16 protein-coding genes and 4 tRNA genes are annotated in these 17,137 nt (G+C 48.5%); 17 read left to right on the top strand and 3 right to left on the bottom strand.

The window, feature by feature from the left end:
- A partial coding sequence (locus Q1M25_RS03000; RefSeq protein WP_300481630.1) for a nucleoside triphosphate pyrophosphatase occupies nt 1-514 on the bottom strand: 514 nt, incomplete at its 3' end.
- Between the two features lie 55 nt (nt 515-569).
- Between Q1M25_RS03000 and Q1M25_RS02995 the strand changes: the two genes are divergently transcribed.
- From Q1M25_RS02995 to Q1M25_RS02915, 17 genes are all read left to right on the top strand, one after another.
- Complete coding sequence (locus tag Q1M25_RS02995) at nt 570-1,073, top strand: YceD family protein (RefSeq protein ID WP_300481627.1); 504 nt, start codon at nt 570-572, stop codon at nt 1,071-1,073.
- Nucleotides 1,074-1,106: 33 nt separating this feature from the next.
- Nucleotides 1,107-1,286 carry a 50S ribosomal protein L32 gene (rpmF, locus tag Q1M25_RS02990; RefSeq protein ID WP_002240035.1) on the top strand — a complete coding sequence of 60 codons (180 nt, stop codon included), beginning with the start codon at nt 1,107-1,109 and terminating at the stop codon, nt 1,284-1,286.
- Nucleotides 1,287-1,378: 92 nt separating this feature from the next.
- Nucleotides 1,379-1,903, top strand: coding sequence for a phosphoribosyltransferase (locus Q1M25_RS02985; protein WP_128582707.1), 525 nt, complete (start codon nt 1,379-1,381; stop codon nt 1,901-1,903).
- 122 nt (nt 1,904-2,025) lie between these two features.
- The gene (gene plsX, locus Q1M25_RS02980; protein ID WP_300481623.1) at nt 2,026-3,096 is read left to right on the top strand and encodes a phosphate acyltransferase PlsX; all 1,071 of its coding nucleotides are present in this window, start codon (nt 2,026-2,028) and stop codon (nt 3,094-3,096) included.
- 152 nt (nt 3,097-3,248) lie between these two features.
- The gene (locus Q1M25_RS02975) at nt 3,249-4,211 is read left to right on the top strand and encodes a beta-ketoacyl-ACP synthase III (RefSeq protein ID WP_300481620.1); all 963 of its coding nucleotides are present in this window, start codon (nt 3,249-3,251) and stop codon (nt 4,209-4,211) included.
- 51 nt (nt 4,212-4,262) lie between these two features.
- The gene (locus tag Q1M25_RS02970; RefSeq protein WP_300481618.1) at nt 4,263-4,610 is read left to right on the top strand and encodes a DUF1294 domain-containing protein; all 348 of its coding nucleotides are present in this window, start codon (nt 4,263-4,265) and stop codon (nt 4,608-4,610) included.
- 9 nt (nt 4,611-4,619) lie between these two features.
- Nucleotides 4,620-5,546: an ACP S-malonyltransferase gene (gene fabD / locus Q1M25_RS02965; RefSeq protein WP_254323289.1), complete on the top strand. Its 927-nt coding sequence runs from the start codon at nt 4,620-4,622 to the stop codon at nt 5,544-5,546.
- A 715-nt stretch (nt 5,547-6,261) separates the two neighbouring features.
- Complete coding sequence (locus tag Q1M25_RS02960; protein ID WP_150537206.1) at nt 6,262-7,017, top strand: DUF4422 domain-containing protein; 756 nt, start codon at nt 6,262-6,264, stop codon at nt 7,015-7,017.
- A gap of 6 nt (nt 7,018-7,023) precedes the next feature.
- Complete coding sequence (gene glf, locus Q1M25_RS02955) at nt 7,024-8,172, top strand: UDP-galactopyranose mutase (protein ID WP_300481612.1); 1,149 nt, start codon at nt 7,024-7,026, stop codon at nt 8,170-8,172.
- Nucleotides 8,173-8,225: 53 nt separating this feature from the next.
- Nucleotides 8,226-9,236 (top strand): hypothetical protein, encoded by a 1,011-nt coding sequence (locus Q1M25_RS02950; RefSeq protein ID WP_150537204.1) that lies wholly within the window; start codon nt 8,226-8,228, stop codon nt 9,234-9,236.
- 9 nt (nt 9,237-9,245) lie between these two features.
- Nucleotides 9,246-10,286 carry a hypothetical protein gene (locus Q1M25_RS02945; RefSeq protein ID WP_150537203.1) on the top strand — a complete coding sequence of 347 codons (1,041 nt, stop codon included), beginning with the start codon at nt 9,246-9,248 and terminating at the stop codon, nt 10,284-10,286.
- A 276-nt stretch (nt 10,287-10,562) separates the two neighbouring features.
- Nucleotides 10,563-11,309 carry a 3-oxoacyl-ACP reductase FabG gene (gene fabG / locus Q1M25_RS02940; RefSeq protein WP_300481607.1) on the top strand — a complete coding sequence of 249 codons (747 nt, stop codon included), beginning with the start codon at nt 10,563-10,565 and terminating at the stop codon, nt 11,307-11,309.
- A gap of 268 nt (nt 11,310-11,577) precedes the next feature.
- A complete protein-coding gene (locus Q1M25_RS02935) occupies nt 11,578-13,560 on the top strand; it encodes a monovalent cation:proton antiporter family protein (RefSeq protein WP_300481604.1) in 1,983 nt (660 codons plus the stop codon).
- A gap of 69 nt (nt 13,561-13,629) precedes the next feature.
- A tRNA-Val gene (locus tag Q1M25_RS02930) sits at nt 13,630-13,705 on the top strand.
- Nucleotides 13,706-13,737: 32 nt separating this feature from the next.
- Nucleotides 13,738-13,814 (top strand) — tRNA-Asp (locus Q1M25_RS02925).
- 39 nt (nt 13,815-13,853) lie between these two features.
- A tRNA-Val gene (locus Q1M25_RS02920) sits at nt 13,854-13,929 on the top strand.
- A gap of 32 nt (nt 13,930-13,961) precedes the next feature.
- A tRNA-Asp gene (locus Q1M25_RS02915) sits at nt 13,962-14,038 on the top strand.
- A 294-nt stretch (nt 14,039-14,332) separates the two neighbouring features.
- Here Q1M25_RS02915 and dacB read toward each other — a convergent pair.
- The gene (dacB, locus tag Q1M25_RS02910; RefSeq protein WP_300481602.1) at nt 14,333-15,745 is read right to left on the bottom strand and encodes a D-alanyl-D-alanine carboxypeptidase/D-alanyl-D-alanine-endopeptidase; all 1,413 of its coding nucleotides are present in this window, start codon (nt 15,743-15,745) and stop codon (nt 14,333-14,335) included.
- Between the two features lie 70 nt (nt 15,746-15,815).
- On the bottom strand, nt 15,816-17,137 hold a 1,322-nt coding region (locus Q1M25_RS02905; RefSeq protein WP_300481600.1), incomplete at its 5' end, for an MFS transporter.

Raw genomic sequence — 17,137 nt, 5'->3', positions numbered from 1 at the left:
CCGTACTTTCAATCCGCTCCAACAAAGCAGCGCCCAAACCCTCGCTCTTCGCCGCGCCGGCACAATAAACCGCATCCGGCTCGCGTTCCAAATATCGGCTGATTTGTTCCTGCGACAACTGGCGCATGGTAACCACCGTATGATCGACATGATGCTGAACCTTGCCCGTAGCAGTATTCAAAAGCACGATTGCGCTGTAAAATTCAATCCGTTTTCCGCTTAAGTTTTCCAGCATCTGTTGTGCATTTGCGACGTTCATCGGTTTGCCCAACTGCCGTCCTTCGCACCATGCGACTTGGTCTGCGCCGATAATCAGCGCAGCAGGGAAAGCTGCCGCCAATGAACGGGCTTTGCCTTTAGCCAAACGCAGCGCCGTCTCGCCCGCATGCTCGCCTTCAATAGGCGTTTCGTCAAAATCAGGCGATGCCGTCTGAAAATCGATACCCAAACGGCGAAGCTGTCCGCAGCGGAAAACCGAACTCGACCCTAAAACCAAAGGCAGTTTTACTTCCATATTTTTACTTAAAAACATTGACGTTAGACCGCCGAAATTATATCATACTCCGTTTATGTCATACCCTAATTTGATTGACCCAGAAGTTTTCGCCGCCGAAGGGCAGAATCTGCAAGGCAGCTTCCTGCTCGAAGAATTGGATGAACGAGTCAGTTCGCACGATTATCCGGCCGACAAACAGGCGCGCGTGTCGTTTACGCTGCAAGGCGGCCGCGACCGGCTGCAACGTCTGTTTCTCGATTTGAACGTCAAAGCCGACATGCCCCTGATTTGCCAGCGCTGCATTACGCCCATGCCGTTTCTGCTCGATGAAACCAGCCGTATCGTCTTGTTTGCCGATGAAGAGAGTTTGGACGAAGCCATGCTTGCCGATGAAGAATTGGAAGGTATGCTGCTCGAAAAAGAGCTAGACGTACGAACTCTGGTCGAAGACCAAATCCTGATGTCGCTCCCTTTCTCCCCTCGACACGAAGACTGCGGCAACAATGGGACACTGGAAGAAGTCAATCGGGACAAACCAAACCCCTTCGCTGTTTTAGCAGGTTTGAAAAGCAGTTAATTAGGACACAGTTTATTTATTTAGGAGCTTGAAATGGCCGTTCAACAAAACAAAAAATCCCCTTCCAAACGCGGTATGCACCGTTCACACGACGCTCTGACTGCGCCTTCTCTGTCTGTCGACAGCGCAACCGGCGAAGTGCATCGTCCACACCACATTTCTCCAAACGGTATGTACCGTGGCCGTAAAGTGGTAAAAGCTAAAGGCGAATAATCCGTTCGTCTGACTGAAAAAGCCAGAATATTGCCATGCAATGACTGGCTTTTTTGCATTGCACCCTGTATTTTCCTCTTCGGAAGCACACCATGAAACGTAAAATCTGGTACACCTACGACGACATCCACCGCGTAATCAAAGGATTGGCGGAAAAAATCCAAAACTCCGGCACCAAATACGATGCCATGATTGCCATTGGCGGCGGCGGTTTTATCCCTGCCCGCATGTTGCGCTGCTTCTTGGAAATCCCGATTTACGCCGTGACCACAGCCTACTACGACAACGATCACGAAGGTCAAGTGACCGAGGAAGTGAAAAAAGTCCAATGGCTCGATCCCGTTCCCGATGTACTGAAAGGCAAAAACGTACTGGTTGTTGACGAAGTGGACGACAGCCGCGTTACCATGGAATTCTGCCTGAACGAATTGTTGAAAGAAGATTTCGGCACCATCGGCGTGGCAGTATTGCATGAAAAAATCAAAGCCAAAGTCGGCAAGATTCCCGAAGGCATCCCTTATTTCAGCGGCATTACCGTGGAAGACTGGTGGATCAACTATCCTTGGGACGCGCTAGACATCGACGAACACAACAAATTGGCCGTGCAAAACCAATAAATTTGGTACGACCGTCGCAACAAGCCTTTTCATCTGATTTTCAATTCAATCTCCTGAAAATCAGATGAGCGTGCTTGTCCGATTATTTGAGGCCGTCTGAAACACACAAACCGGAGAACAACATGATTACACTGGCCGTAGATGCCATGGGCGGAGATGCAGGCCTTGCGATTACCGTCCCCGGTGCAGTGGATTTCCTGAAACAACAATCCGACGTACATCTGATTATGATCGGAGATGAAGCAGCAGTCCGCCAAGCATTAAGCTCGGCAGGCGCGCCTATGGACCGCATTACCGTCTGCCATGCAGCGCAAGTTGTCGAAATGGATGAAGCGCCGCAATCTGCGCTGAAAAATAAAAAAGAATCATCCATGCGCATCGCCATCAACCAAGTCAAAGAAGGCAATGCGCAAGCCGCCGTATCGGCAGGCAATACCGGCGCACTGATGGCGACCGCCCGATTCGTCCTCAAAACCATTCCCGGCATTGAGCGCCCTGCCATCGCCAAATTCCTGCCATCCGACAGCGAACACGTTACTCTAGCTTTAGATTTAGGGGCCAACGTCGATTGTACGCCCGAACAACTGGTTCAATTTGCCATCATCGGCAGCGAGCTGGTACACGCGCTGCACCCTGAAAAAGGCAGCCCGCGCGTCGCCCTTTTGAACGTCGGTACAGAAGACATCAAAGGCACGGATGCCGTCAAACAAACCTTTAAACTGTTGAGCAGCAGCAAACTCAACTTCATCGGCAATATCGAAAGCAACAGCGTTTTGTATGGCGAAGCTGATGTCGTTGTCGCAGACGGGTTTGTCGGCAACGTTATGCTCAAAACCATCGAAGGCGCAGTTAAGTTCATGAGCGGCGCCATCCGCCGTGAATTCCAAAGCACCCTGTTCAACAAACTTGCCGCCATTGCCGCCCTGCCCGCGCTCAAAGGTTTGAAAAGCAAATTGGATCCGCGCAAATTTAACGGCGCCATCCTGCTTGGTTTACGCGGTATCGTGATTAAGAGCCACGGCGGAACCGACGAAGTCGGCTTCCGTTATGCTTTGGAAGAAGCCTACCACGAAGCCAAATCCGCCGGACTTGCACAAATCGAACAAGGCGTAGCCACCCAATTGGCTGCTTTGGAAGCCGCCAAAGCAGCAGCCGAACTGGAAGAAACCGCTGCTCCAACAACGGAAGCTTAAGGCTGATATACACAGGCCGTCTGAAACTCCAAAATGTTCAGACGGCCTGTTTTTATCTTTAATCACCGACTTCATTCTTAATATTGGGAATTTTCCCATTTTCGCTTACAATACCCGACTATCTGAATCAACTCTCTAAAAAGGCCGTTCTCATGCAATATGCCAAAATTTCCGGTACAGGCAGCTACCTTCCTGCCAACCGCGTCAGCAATGACGACCTTGCCAAAAAAGTGGACACTTCCGACGAGTGGATTACCACGCGTACAGGTATCAAATTTCGCCATATTGCAGACGACAGCGAAAAAACCAGCGACTTGGCCGCCGAGTCAGCGCGCCACGCCTTGGCAGATGCTAATTTACAGGCTGACGATATCGATCTGATTATCGTCGCCACAGCCACTCCCGATATGCAGTTTCCTTCTACGGCAACCATCGTGCAGCAAAAATTGGGTATTGCCAACGGCTGCCCTGCCTTTGACGTACAAGCTGTGTGCGCCGGTTTTATGTATGCCCTGACCACTGCCAATGCCTATATCAAAAGCGGCATGGCGAAAAACGCTTTGGTTATCGGCGCTGAAACCTTCAGCCGCATCGTCGATTGGAACGACCGCACCACCTGCGTCCTCTTTGGTGATGGTGCTGGCGCGGTTGTCTTAAGCGCATCTGACGAACCGGGCATCATCCACAGCAAACTCAAAGCCGACGGCAACTACCTCGACCTTTTGAACGTCCCCGGACAAATCGCCAACGGCCAGGTTTGCGGTTCGCCCTACATCAGCATGGACGGCCCCGGCGTATTCAAGTTTGCCGTCAAAATGCTGTCAAAAATCGCCGATGACGTTATCGAAGAAGCCGGTTACACCACCGATCAAATCGATTGGCTTGTGCCGCACCAAGCCAATAAGCGCATTATCGACTCTACCGCCAAACACTTGGGCTTGAGCATGGACAAAGTGATCCTGACCGTCCAAGACCACGGCAACACGTCCGCAGCCTCCATTCCACTGGCACTGGATGTCGGTATTAAAAACGGCCAAATCAAACGCGGACAAAACCTCTTGCTCGAAGGCATCGGTGGCGGTTTTGCCTGGGGTGCGGTTTTGGTGAAATACTAACGATTGGGCCGTCTGAACATCCCTTTCAGACGGCCTATTCTGCTCAAACCCATGAAATCCCTAACGTTTGCACTCTGCATCAGCAGCCTGTTTTTAAGCATAACGGCTGTAATATTGCCCAAACTGGCAATCGCCTATCTCGCACTGAGTGCATACGTTTTCCTGCTTTACTACCAAGACAAACAGCGCGCATGCAACCACGGCAGACGCATACCCGAAGCAAAATTACACCTGCTCAACCTGCTTGGCGGTTGGCCGGGCGGTTATTGCGGCAGCCTCGCATTCGGGCACAAAACCAGCAAACTCAGCTTTGTCCGCACCTTCCGACTGACCGCCACAACCAATACTGTCGCCACCCTCCTACTGCTGGCAGACACCCTCAAACATTCAAACCAATAAGGAATTACCATGTCTTTCGCATTCTTCTTCCCCGGACAAGGCTCACAAAGCCTAGGCATGATGAACGGCTTTGCCGAGCAAGCCATCGTTAAAGCCACATTTGACGAAGCTTCCGCCGTATTGGGTCAAGACCTGTGGGCAATGATTAACGGCGAAGATGCCGAATTAATCGGACAAACCGTCAACACCCAGCCCATCATGCTGGCTGCCGGCATTGCCACCTACCGCGCCTACTTGGAAGCCGGCGGTAAAATCCCTTCCGTCGTTGCAGGCCACAGCCTCGGCGAATACACCGCCCTCGTCGCTGCCGGCGCATTGGATTTCGCAGACGCGGTCAAACTGGTCCGCCTGCGCGCCGAACTCATGCAATCTGCCGTACCTCAAGGCGTAGGCGCAATGGCCGCTATTTTGGGTTTGGAAGATGAACAAGTAAAAGCCATTTGTGCCGAAGCTGCACAAGGCGAAGTCGTTGAAGCCGTCAACTTCAACTCCCCCGGCCAAGTCGTGATTGCCGGCAATACCGCCGCAGTCGAACGCGCCATGGCCGCCGCCAAAGAAGCCGGAGCCAAACGCGCCCTGCCGCTGCCTGTTTCCGTTCCTTCACATTGCAGCCTCATGAAGCCTGCAGCGGAAAAACTTGCCGAAGCACTGAAAGACATCACCATCAAACAACCGCAAATCCGCGTTATTCATAACGCCGATGTTGCCTCTTATGATGATGCCGACAAAATCAAAGATGCCTTGGTACGCCAACTGTACAGCCCGGTACGCTGGACAGAAACCGTCAACGCACTTGTTTCCGAAGGCATCACCGAATCCGCCGAATGCGGCCCCGGCAAAGTCCTCGCAGGCCTCGCCAAACGCATCAATAAAGAAGCCGCGTGCAGCGCATTGACCAATGCCGATCAAGTGGCTGCATTTATCGAAGCTCACTAAGCTTGCAGCCTTTCATGTTCCAAACGACCTTTCTTAATGAGAGGTCGTTTTTAATGCCTTTCAGTTGTGTTGAAATAGGAGAGTGAATGGTAACAGAAGGACATTTTTTCTATTTCAACTTAGCATTAGTTTTTTAAATATTTAAGGTTGTCTGAAAAAATTTTACAGAAAGAAAAATCTTTTTTATCCCAAAGCAGTAATTTCGTCACACCAGCATCTTCATTGCGATATAATCACTAAGCCTTACTAATCCGATAGATTAACAAAATTTAATCTACATAGCACCGGAATACCGAGCCAATGATAGAAAAACTGACCTTCGACCTATTTACTCAAGAAGATTCGCGCAGCTTCATGTGCTTGATGGAGTAGCGGTGGCATCGCTAGTTGCGGGAAATTACCCTCAACGATTTCAGGCCACCTGAGTTGGCATTAAACCGAATCAACCGCAAAAACCATACTATCTTCCAGTACAAATCTTTTCAAGGCAATGCACGGAAGATTTTCGGCTACCGCAAAGTCATTTACGAATATAAGCCAACCCATACCAGCTATGTTGCAGAAATGAATAGAGAATTATTCTTTCTTTTTGATGAAGAAAATACTGAAGGATTTATCTGATAAATTCGATACCCAGCATCAACAGTATACCAAAGCAATCCCAGATATGATGAGCAAGCAGTTCTGGCGTGGTATTTATAAGGAAGACTAAACGATGAGTGCCCTGATATACATTGCTACCCATACAGATGATTATCGTTTCCCTCGAATATCGGGCTATATCCCAATTTTTGCGGGAAAAGCTTTACATGGTGAAGTCACAGCAATACAAGGTGACGATACCGGAAAAAATATTTCCATACTAAACAACCAATTTTGCGAATTGACTGCGCTGTATTGGATTTGGAAAAACAGCTATGCAAACATAGTCGGTCTAGTGCATTATCGTCGCTATTTCGCTGATTTGAACCACCCTGAAATGAACATTATCCACATGGGTAAACCAATTTTGGATACAGACAGACTTTCTGACCTAATATCATCTGAAAAACGAATCATCTTACCCAAACCGAAAAGTTTCGGCAAACGACGGTTCTTCAAACTATTTAAAAAGCAAAAGACCGTTTATCAGCAATATAGTGAGTGTCATTTCAAAAAAGACTGGCTGGAACTGGAAAAAACTGTCCATAGGCTTTTCCCTGAATATTTTCCATCATTAGAAACGGTCAAAAATGATACACAAATGAGCTGCTGCAATATGTTCATCGCCCATAAGTCCTTTATCGATGCCTATTGTACATGGTTGTTTGAGATTTTGTTTGACTTATATAACCGGCTAGATATTAGTGATTACGACAATTATCAACGACGTATTTTCGGATTTATGGCAGAACGCCTTCTGAACGTTTATGTCCGACATCATGCTACTGATTTTGACATCCAATATTTAGATATTACTTTTTTAGAGTAAACCATAATGACTCAAAAAACAGAGTTCTTAATCGTAGGTGCTGGCTTTACCGGAGCCGTCATCGCACGTGAACTGGCGGAAGCTGGTCATAAAATTATTGTTATTGATCAGCGCAACCACATTGCAGGCAATTGCCATACTGAGCGAGATCAGGAAACAGGCGTAATGGAACACGTTTACGGCCCCCATATTTTCCACACCGACGACGAAGAAGTATGGAACTACGTCAATAAACACGGCGAATTCATACCCTATACCAACCGCGTCAAAACCACCTACAACAATCAGGTCTATTCTCTGCCCGTCAACCTGCATACCATCAATCAGTTTTACCAAAAAGCCTTTTCGCCCGCAGAAGCGTACCAGCATATTACTGAAATAGCTGATAACTCGATTGTCAAGCCGAAAAACTTTGAAGAACAAGCCCTGAAATTCATCGGTAAAGACTTATATGAAGCCTTCTTCAAAGGTTATACCCAAAAACAATGGGGACGCAGCCCGATTGAGCTGCCCGCCAGCATTCTTAAACGACTGCCTGTACGTTTCAACTACAACGACAATTATTTCGCACACCGCTTCCAGGCCATCCCTAAGGATGGCTATACCGTCGTCGTACAATCCATCCTGAACCATCCGAATATTTCAGTATCTCTCAATACAGCATTTTCCGTAGAAGCGGCAGAAGGTAAACACATTATTTGGACGGGCAAGTTGGACGAATACTTCCAATATGCGCAGGGGCGTTTGGCATACCGTACGCTGGACTTTGAAAAACACTCTGCTGAAGGCGACTTCCAGGGCTGTGCGGTCATGAATTACGGCAATGCCGACATTCCCTACACCCGCATCGCCGAACACAAACACTTCACCCCCTGGGAAGAACACGAAAAAACCATCTATTTCAAAGAGTTCAGTCGTGAGTGCGGAGAGAACGACATCCCCTACTATCCAGTAAACCTGAGCAGCTCTTCCGGCCTGCTGGAAGGCTACTTCGCCCTTGCTGAAAAGGAAAACGGCGTAACCTTCGCCGGTCGCCTGGGTACCTACCGCTATATGGATATGGACGTTACCATTAAAGAAGCCTTGAAATTAAGCCGCCGTATGCTTGAAGATTTGAATGCGGCTAAACCTTTAGCAAGTTTTTACCATAAATAAAGCGTCAAGGTCGTCTGAAACAGACCACCGATTCACAGCATTACATCCTGATTATGAATAAAACCATCATCCTTGCTGTCCCCTATATGTACGGGTTGGACAAGTGCATAGAAAAAAACCTGTGCTACCACGGCTTCAATGTTATCAATCTCTGTTATGACGACAGGGACTCATACTATCCGCACATAGGCTGCCGTATTCTCAGTTTATATCATAAATACATTAAAAAAGATGGCGATTATAAGAAAAAACTGAAATATTCCCGCTACCGCAAGCAGATAACAGAAAAACTGGCTTCCTTGGGAAGTGGCAAAGCAGACTACGCCCTTTGCATCCGCGCCAATATTTATCCCAAAGAAATCATTTCTGCCATCCGCGAACACAGCAAAGTATGCGTCAACTACCAATGGGACGGTATCGACCGTTTCCCTGACATCATCGAATATTTGCTCTATTTTGACCGCTGCTGGGTGTTCAATAAAAACGATGTGGGAAAATACCCCCAACACCGTTTCAAAGCGACTACCAATTTCTATTTCGATTTTCCGATTGAGGGAAATGGAAAAACGGAGGGCCTTTATTTTTTAGGCGGCTACGAGGCGGGCAGAGAACACCAAACCTCCATTTTTCTTGATGAAGCACGCCAACTGGAACTGCCGTTGGATTTCTACATCTACTGCAAAGACGACCGTGCAAGCAAAATTTTTGGCAACGACGGCATTACCTATTTGAATCGACAAAGCATCCTGAGCTTCGAGCAAAACCTGCAAAAGGTCAAAAACTGCCTGGCAGTCGTCGATTTTGTCCAATTTGAAAATTACGGCTTGTCTTTCCGTGTATTCGATGCACTGTGTTTCGACAAAAAACTGATTACCACCAATCAGGCAGTAGCAGCATGCGACTTCTTCCATCCCGACAACATCTTTATTTGGAACGGAGAAAGCCTTGATGGATTGGAAGACTTTTTCAGACGACCTTACCATCCTGTTCTCGAAGAAATAAAAAACAAATACGCCTTCGGCAACTGGGTTCGCCGAATCCTCGACATACCAGACGAAGCATAAACAGATACCATGACGACCGAACAAAAAACGATTATCCTGGGGATGCCCTACAACTACCAGATTTACTATGTCATTGAGGCAGCTCTAAGATATCAAGGCTTCAATGTTATTAGCATTGTCTTGGATGATTCTAATTTCCACTATCCTTCCCTCTTTGATCGTCTGAAAGTTAAATTCAGGCAACTGGTGTTGCGGGATAAAAACGCTAAAAAGAAACTCAAATCTGCTCAATTAATGCGAGATGTCGAAAACAAACTGGTAACGCATGGTAAAGTAGATTACGCTTTGTTTATTCGAAGTGATGTTTATTCACTTGAATTTTTAGATATGATTAAACGCCATACCCGTCCCGGCAATATGATCAACTACCAATGGGACGGCATTGACCGCTTTCCCGCCATTTGGGATTGCGCCGACCGGTTCGACCGCATTTACGTTTTTGATCCCGTCGATATGCGAAATCCGAAACATCCTTTCCTGCCAGCCACCAACTTCTATTTCGACCACGATGTCAACCTGCCCGAAAACCCGCCCAACGATTTCTATTTCATCGGCTGGCATATGCCCGACCGCGCCCCGATTATTTCCGAGTTCGGTAAAGTGGCCGAAACGCTGGGCTGGAAGCTCGACTTCAATATCGGCTGTCTGAATACTGACGTTGACACCCTCCGCCGTTTTTATCCTACGGAAAACATCAAAATCTTCATCGGCGTCAGAAGTTTCGCAGACAACCTCGAAGCCGCCAAACAGGCAAAAATCCTGATAGATTTCAAAACGCCCGTTCACAACGGCCTCTCGTTCCGCCCCTTTGAAGCCCTCGGCTACCGCAAAAAACTGATTACCACCAACGCCGAAATCAAAAAATACGATTTCTACCACCCCGACAACATCTTCGTTTGGGACGGTAAAAGTTTGGACGGTTTGGCAGAATTTGTCGCCAAACCCTACTGTGAACTGCCGCCCGAAATCTACCAAAAATACAGTTTCGGCAACTGGTTGCGCTATATTCTGGACATACAGCCCCATCAAAAAATAACCCTGCCCGAATAAACGGAGAGGCCGTCTGAAATTTGCCGATATAGCAGATAAAATAGGCAATGTCCGTACCGTCATTCCTGCGCAGGCGGGAATCCAGAGATTTGAGATTACGGTAATCTCTAAACATCTCTGAAAGATTAAGATCGGGATTCCCGCCTACGCGGGAATGACAATACGGAGGCTTCTTATTTTGTTTCAGACGGCCTCAAAAATTAGATTCATCACACTATTTATGCTATAAGGTCGTCTGAAATAAACAGACTCTATTCTCGAAACAAGGAAGTAAACATGAGTACACAAGATTTAAGCGGCAAAGTCGCATTGGTAACAGGCGCATCGCGCGGTATCGGCGCGGCAATTGCCGACACGCTGGCGGCGGCAGGTGCCAAAGTCATCGGCACGGCAACCAGCGAAAGCGGCGCGGCAGCGATTAGCGAGCGTCTGGCGCAATGGGGCGGAGAAGGCCGTGCATTGAATTCTGCCGAACCTGAAACCATCGAAAACCTGATTGCCGACATCGAAAAAGAATTCGGCAAACTGGATATTTTGGTCAACAACGCCGGCATTACCCGTGACAACCTCCTAATGCGCATGAAAGAGGAAGAGTGGGACGACATCATGCAGGTTAACCTCAAATCTGTGTTCCGTGCCTCCAAAGCGGTATTGCGCGGCATGATGAAACAACGTGCCGGCCGCATCATTAACATTACTTCCGTTGTCGGCGTGATGGGCAATGCCGGCCAAACCAACTATGCAGCCGCAAAAGCAGGCTTAATCGGCTTCTCCAAATCTATGGCGCGTGAAGTCGGCAGCCGCGGCATTACCGTCAACTGCGTCGCCCCCGGCTTTATCGACACCGATATGACCCGCTCCCTGCCGGAAGAAACCCGTAAAACCTTTGAAGCGCAAACTTCTTTGGGTAAATTCGGTGAAGCGCAAGATATTGCCGATGCAGTCTTGTTCTTGGCTTCTGATCAGGCAAAATACATTACCGGTCAGACACTTCATGTCAACGGCGGCATGTTGATGCCTTAAACCGTGTGTTTATTTAAAGGCCGTCTGAATATTTCAGACGGCCCTTTTTGTCAATCAAAACACTACTTTACATTCTATCTTGATATAATCTTAATAATCCGTTAGATAACGCTCGAAACAGTAAGTCCAAATAAGCATGATACGGGAAATCAAATCGCAGAAATGAAGTTCATTCTGTGCGTTTTTATTTGGGTTTGCTGTCGGTTTTCGACGTGTTTCAGACGGCCTATATAACAATAGCTACTTTTAACGAAAGGCCGCCCACTCTATGCACGAATTCTCCCTCGGTCCCATTGTCATTGTCTTGTTGGTTTCCGTCATTACGGTTATCTGCTGTCGCAAGTTCAACATTCCTTCCATGCTCGGTTATCTTTTGGTCGGTTTTATTGCCGGTCCGGGTATGTTCAAACTGATTCCGCAAAGCCACGCTACCGACTATTTGGGCGAAATCGGCATTGTATTCTTGATGTTCAGCATCGGTCTCGAATTCTCCCTGCCCAAACTCAAAGCCATGCGCCGCCTCGTATTCGGCTTGGGCGGTTTGCAAGTCATCATTACCATGCTCTCGATTATGGGCATTTTGATGGCAATGGGCACGCCGTTTAACTGGGCGTTTGCCACTGCGGGCGCACTGACCATGTCGTCCACCGCCATCGTCAGCCGCATTCTGTCGGAGAAAACCGAGCTGGGTCAGCCGCATGGTCAAATGGCCATGGGTGTTTTGCTGATGCAAGATATTGCCGTTGTACCGCTGATGATTCTGATTCCGGCACTTGCTGGCGGTAGCGAAGGCAACTTGTGGGTAGAGCTGGGCTTGGCCGGTTTGAAAATGTTGCTGACCTTGGGCATTTTGTTCGTTATCGGCAGCCGTGTGATGTCGCGCTGGTTCAGACTGGTTGCCAAACGCAAATCGTCCGAACTCTTCATGATTAACGTTTTGCTGGTTACTTTGGGCGTGGCCTATCTGACAGAGCTTGAAGGCCTGTCTATGGCATTGGGCGCATTCGTCGCCGGTATGCTGCTTTCCGAAACTGAATACCGCATTCAGGTAGAAGACGACATCCGTCCATTCCGCGACATCCTGCTGGGCTTCTTCTTCATTACCGTCGGTATGAAGCTGGATATTCAGGCGCTGATCGGCAACTGGCAGCAAATCCTGATTTTGTTGGCAATCCTGTTGGTCTTGAAAGCACTGGTCGTCTTCATCATCGCTTTGCGCATGAAAAACCCTGTGGGCGACAGCCTCAAAAGTGCGCTTTATTTGGCGCAAGGCGGCGAATTCGGCTTTGTGATGCTGGCCATTTCCAGCAAAATCAATATGGTTTCGCCCGAATTGGAACAAGCAGCCACTGCAGCCGTCTTGCTCTCCATGATTGCCGCGCCATTTATCTTGGGCAGCAGCGATGCCATCGTCAGCCGCTTCGTCAAATCCGACTGGGACATGAAAGCCTTGGACTTGCACTCCATGCTGGTGGAAACCATGAGCAAATCCGAACACGTCCTGATTATCGGTTTCGGACGCGGCGGTCAATCGGTTGCCCGTGTATTGGCGCAAGAAGGCATCCCCTACTTTGCCCTTGACTTGGATATTGCCCGCGTACAAGTGGCACGCAACGCAGGCGAACCAGTTTCCTTTGGCGATGCCAAACGTCGCGAAGTCTTGGAAGCCGCCGGCTTGGGACGCGCCAAAATGGTGGTCATCACGCTGAACAATATGCATGAAACACAACATGTTCTCGGCAACATCATGTCTATGCATCCGAGCATGCCGGTTTATGTTCGCGCTACGAATGACGATTATGTCAAAACCTTTACCGAAATGGGTGCGGAAGAAACCGTCTCCGATACCAAAGAAACCAGCCTGGTGCTAGCAAGCTATGCCATGTTGGGCCACGGCCTCTCTTATAACCATGTTTATCAAACCATAACCCACATCCGTCACAGCCGCTATGCATCTTTGCAAGACTTGTTTGTCGGCAGTGATGATGACAGTTTCTCCGACGAAGACAGCAAGGCCGTCTGCCGCCATGCCTTCCCCTTGCAAGGCGAGGCACACGCCATCGGCAAAACCATCCGTGAATTGCCATTGGCAGCACATTATCTGAAACTATTGTTTATCCGCCGCAATACCGGGAAAATCCAAGACCTTGACCCTGATTTCGTTTTGGAAAACGGTGATATTTTGGTTATCGCAGGCAAGCAGGAAGAAATTATTTCCTTTGAAAACTGGTGCTTGCAGGGAGATATCTAATTATCGGCAAATAAATCTTGCGCGCATCAGGATTTTTTGGTTTAATAGCGTCTTCGCAATTTTGCGCATGGGTGATTAGCTCAGTTGGTAGAGCGTCTGCCTTACAAGCAGAATGTCGGCGGTTCGACTCCGTCATCACCCACCAAGTTTCCTTTCATTGTCTTTGACAGTGGATGCGCGGTGGTAGCTCAGTTGGTTAGAGTACCGGCCTGTCACGCCGGGGGTCGCGGGTTCGAGCCCCGTCCGCCGCGCCATTATTTAAAAATACTGATTTCTCAGTATCTCCCTTTTTCGGGTGATTAGCTCAGTTGGTAGAGCGTCTGCCTTACAAGCAGAATGTCGGCGGTTCGACTCCGTCATCACCCACCAAGTTTCCTTTCATTGTCTTTGACAGTGGATGCGCGGTGGTAGCTCAGTTGGTTAGAGTACCGGCCTGTCACGCCGGGGGTCGCGGGTTCGAGCCCCGTCCGCCGCGCCATCAAATTAAAAATAAAAAATATCGGTTTTTACCGATATTTTTTTCGTCTGTATCCTATGCCTTTTATACAAAGTCCAGCTATTTTAGATAGTATAAACAGGACTAAACAATAAGGCTGAAAGAAATATGGTTTAAATCCTGCAAGACCATCTATCTCAAGCTGCTTCACACCAAACGTTTATTCATCAAATCCCTAAATCATCTTTCAAAATAGACATAAATACTTACCTCCCCCTCTTACACAAAGGCCGTCTGAAAACGTCAATACATTTTCAGACGGCCTTTTTTAGCTTATCAAGCCTGATACCTAATCATGCAGGAGGCCTTAGCATCAATCCAATGTTCGCCACCGGGCTGAACAATTTTAGACACCAGCTTATCCAAGTCGCGTAAATAATCGGTCGATTTTTGGCTGTTGATAATAACGACAACCAGCAACGGCTTTTCGCCCAACCAATACCCAGCCAACGCGCGGACATCTTTAAGCGTACCGGTTTTAAGGCGCAGGTTTTCACCGGGCTGCTTCAAACGTGTTTTAAGCGTGCCGTCCTTACCGGCAATCGGCAGCGTACTGATAAACTCATTTTTAAACGGGCTGAAGTAGGCTTTTTCCAACATTTGCGCCATCATTCGCGCATTGAGCCGTTCAACGCGGGACAGGCCTGAGCCGTTTTCCAACACCAGCCCTTCCGTATTGATACCGGCAACCGCCAGCTCGCTTTTTACGATAGAGGCAGCCTTGGCCTGCGCCTGCTTGTAATCAGATATATGTCCGGCAAATTTAAGGAAAACCGAACGGGCAATCAGATTATTGGAATGCTTGTTCATATCGGTGAGGATATCGGTAAGCGGTTTGGATAGATGGCTTGCCAACACATGCGCATCATGAGGAGCGACACCTGTCGTCAGGCCGTCTGAAACCGTGCCGTCTTGTTGACGCCATTGGTTCACAAAACTTTTGCCGACAAATTCTTTCATACTGTACATATTCAGATACAGCTCTTTGCCCAAGCAGCTTTCCGGCAGCTTGCCCGATACGGTCAGCGTATTGTTTTTATAGGAAGTCTTCATGTGGTTTTTTAAAACGCTGCACTTCCCTTCCTTATCTTCAAGCGTCAATTTGTTTTGAATGTTCAGATTCGGCAGCGGCGGATTGGTACGGATGACCAAGCTTCCGTCTTCTTCTTTTTCAGCTCGCAGTTCAACGGTTTTATACGCCAACATATTAGGATCGGGCGGCGTCATAAAGCTTTCGGCAGAATCGGAAGCAAAATCATCCGGATTCTTCACATCGCCCCACAGACTGCGGTCGAGTATCAGATGTCCGTCGATATGGCGTATGCCCTTATCGCGCATCTGTTGCTGCATTTGCACCAAATCATGCTGGTCAAACACAGGATCGCCGCTCCCCACCCAATACACATTGCCTTTCAACGTATCGCCTTTGATTGGGCCGTTGGTTTTAAACTCAGTTTTCCAACGATAATCACCGCCCAACATACGAAACGCGGTAAACGCCGTTACCAGCTTCATGGTCGAAGCAGGATTGCGCAATTCATCGGCACGATGTTCCACAATCACTTTGCCGCTGTCCAATTCCTGCACATAAACAGAAATCTCATTTTCAGGAATACGCCCGAAATCCAAAGCCCATGACGGACAAACCGCCATCATCAGGCCGATTGATAAAATACATTTTAACTTCATTGTGTTACAAAATCTTATAAATTCTTACGAGGTACTTAGGCCGTCTGAACGTTTCAGACGGCCTTTTTCTTTATTTCTGATGCGCTTTCAAACGTAAAGCAAACATGACGACCACAACACCGACAACCAAAGCGCAACCCATCGCCAAATGGATACCGTCCAACATTGCCTGTTGCGGCATATCTGCGCTGGAAAGTTTCTCGCCGATATTGGTTGCACCGACAAAAAACGCCGCGCCGATGGCACCGGCAATCGGGTTGATGGTGGTCAGAATCGCCGCACCATGCGGATTGAGCGTTTTTGGCAACGCATTCAGACCATGGGTTTCGCTGGTTACACAAGCAGACACGGAAAGCGCCAATAGCGTAAACATCGCCGTCAACATCACCACTTGCGTATCAATCCGCAAAAACAGCCACAATACCGCCAGCGACACCACCAGCATCACTGTTGCTGGCAAAACGACAAAGCGTCCGCCCTTTTTGTCCAACAATTTGCCGAACAAAGGCGCAGCAACTGCTTGGGCAATACTGGCAGGCATCAGGATCAGGCCGGTTGCCGTACCGGTCAGCATCAACACTTGCTGCGTATACATCGGCACCATCAGTTCCAAACCCAAGAACAGGAATATCGCACCGGCCAAAATCACAACGCAATATCTGAACTGTTTGTATTCAAACGCACGAAGGTTCAACAACGGCGTAGCCAAACGGAACTGACGGTGCGCAAACCACCCCACCAGCACAACGGAAGCGGCAAAGAGCAGGATAAATTCCAGCAGCGGCATATGGGCAAAATTACTGCTCGCATAAACCAACCCGCCGAAGCCCGCAATCGACAGCACAGCTGACAACATATCGATTTTCGGACGGCTGATGTTGCTCAAATTGACCGTCAAATATTTGCCCACCAGCACCATCGCCGCCAACATAAACGGCGCGGTAAAACCGAACAGCACACGCCAATGCGTATGGTCGATGATGATGCCCGACAGCGTAGGCCCCATTGCAGGCGCGGCGGTAAACATCATGGTAATCACGCCCATCGCCGTTCCGCGCTTGTTAGGCGGGAAAATCGACAACACGCCGTTAAACAGAAGCGGGACAAAAAACGCGGCAGATACTGCCTGCACCATACGCCCGACTACCAATACGCCAAACGTCGGTGCAAACGCGCAAATCAGCGATCCTGCTAAAAACGTTGCCTGCGTAAACAGCACCATTTTGCGCGTTTCAAACCATTGAATCACGCCTGCCGTAATCGGTGTAAATGCCCCCATGACCAGCAGAAAACCCGTCGTCAGCCATTGGACCGTGGTCTTATCGACACCGAAATCTTTCATAATCGGCGTGAGCGCGACATTCAGCAGCGTATCGTTGAGATAGCCGAAAA

It is taken from the genome of uncultured Neisseria sp. (assembly GCF_951230505.1).
Classification (GTDB): domain Bacteria; phylum Pseudomonadota; class Gammaproteobacteria; order Burkholderiales; family Neisseriaceae; genus Neisseria.
The sequence above is the reverse complement of the archived record's forward strand: the minus strand, read 5'-3'. Positions and strand labels throughout refer to the sequence as shown.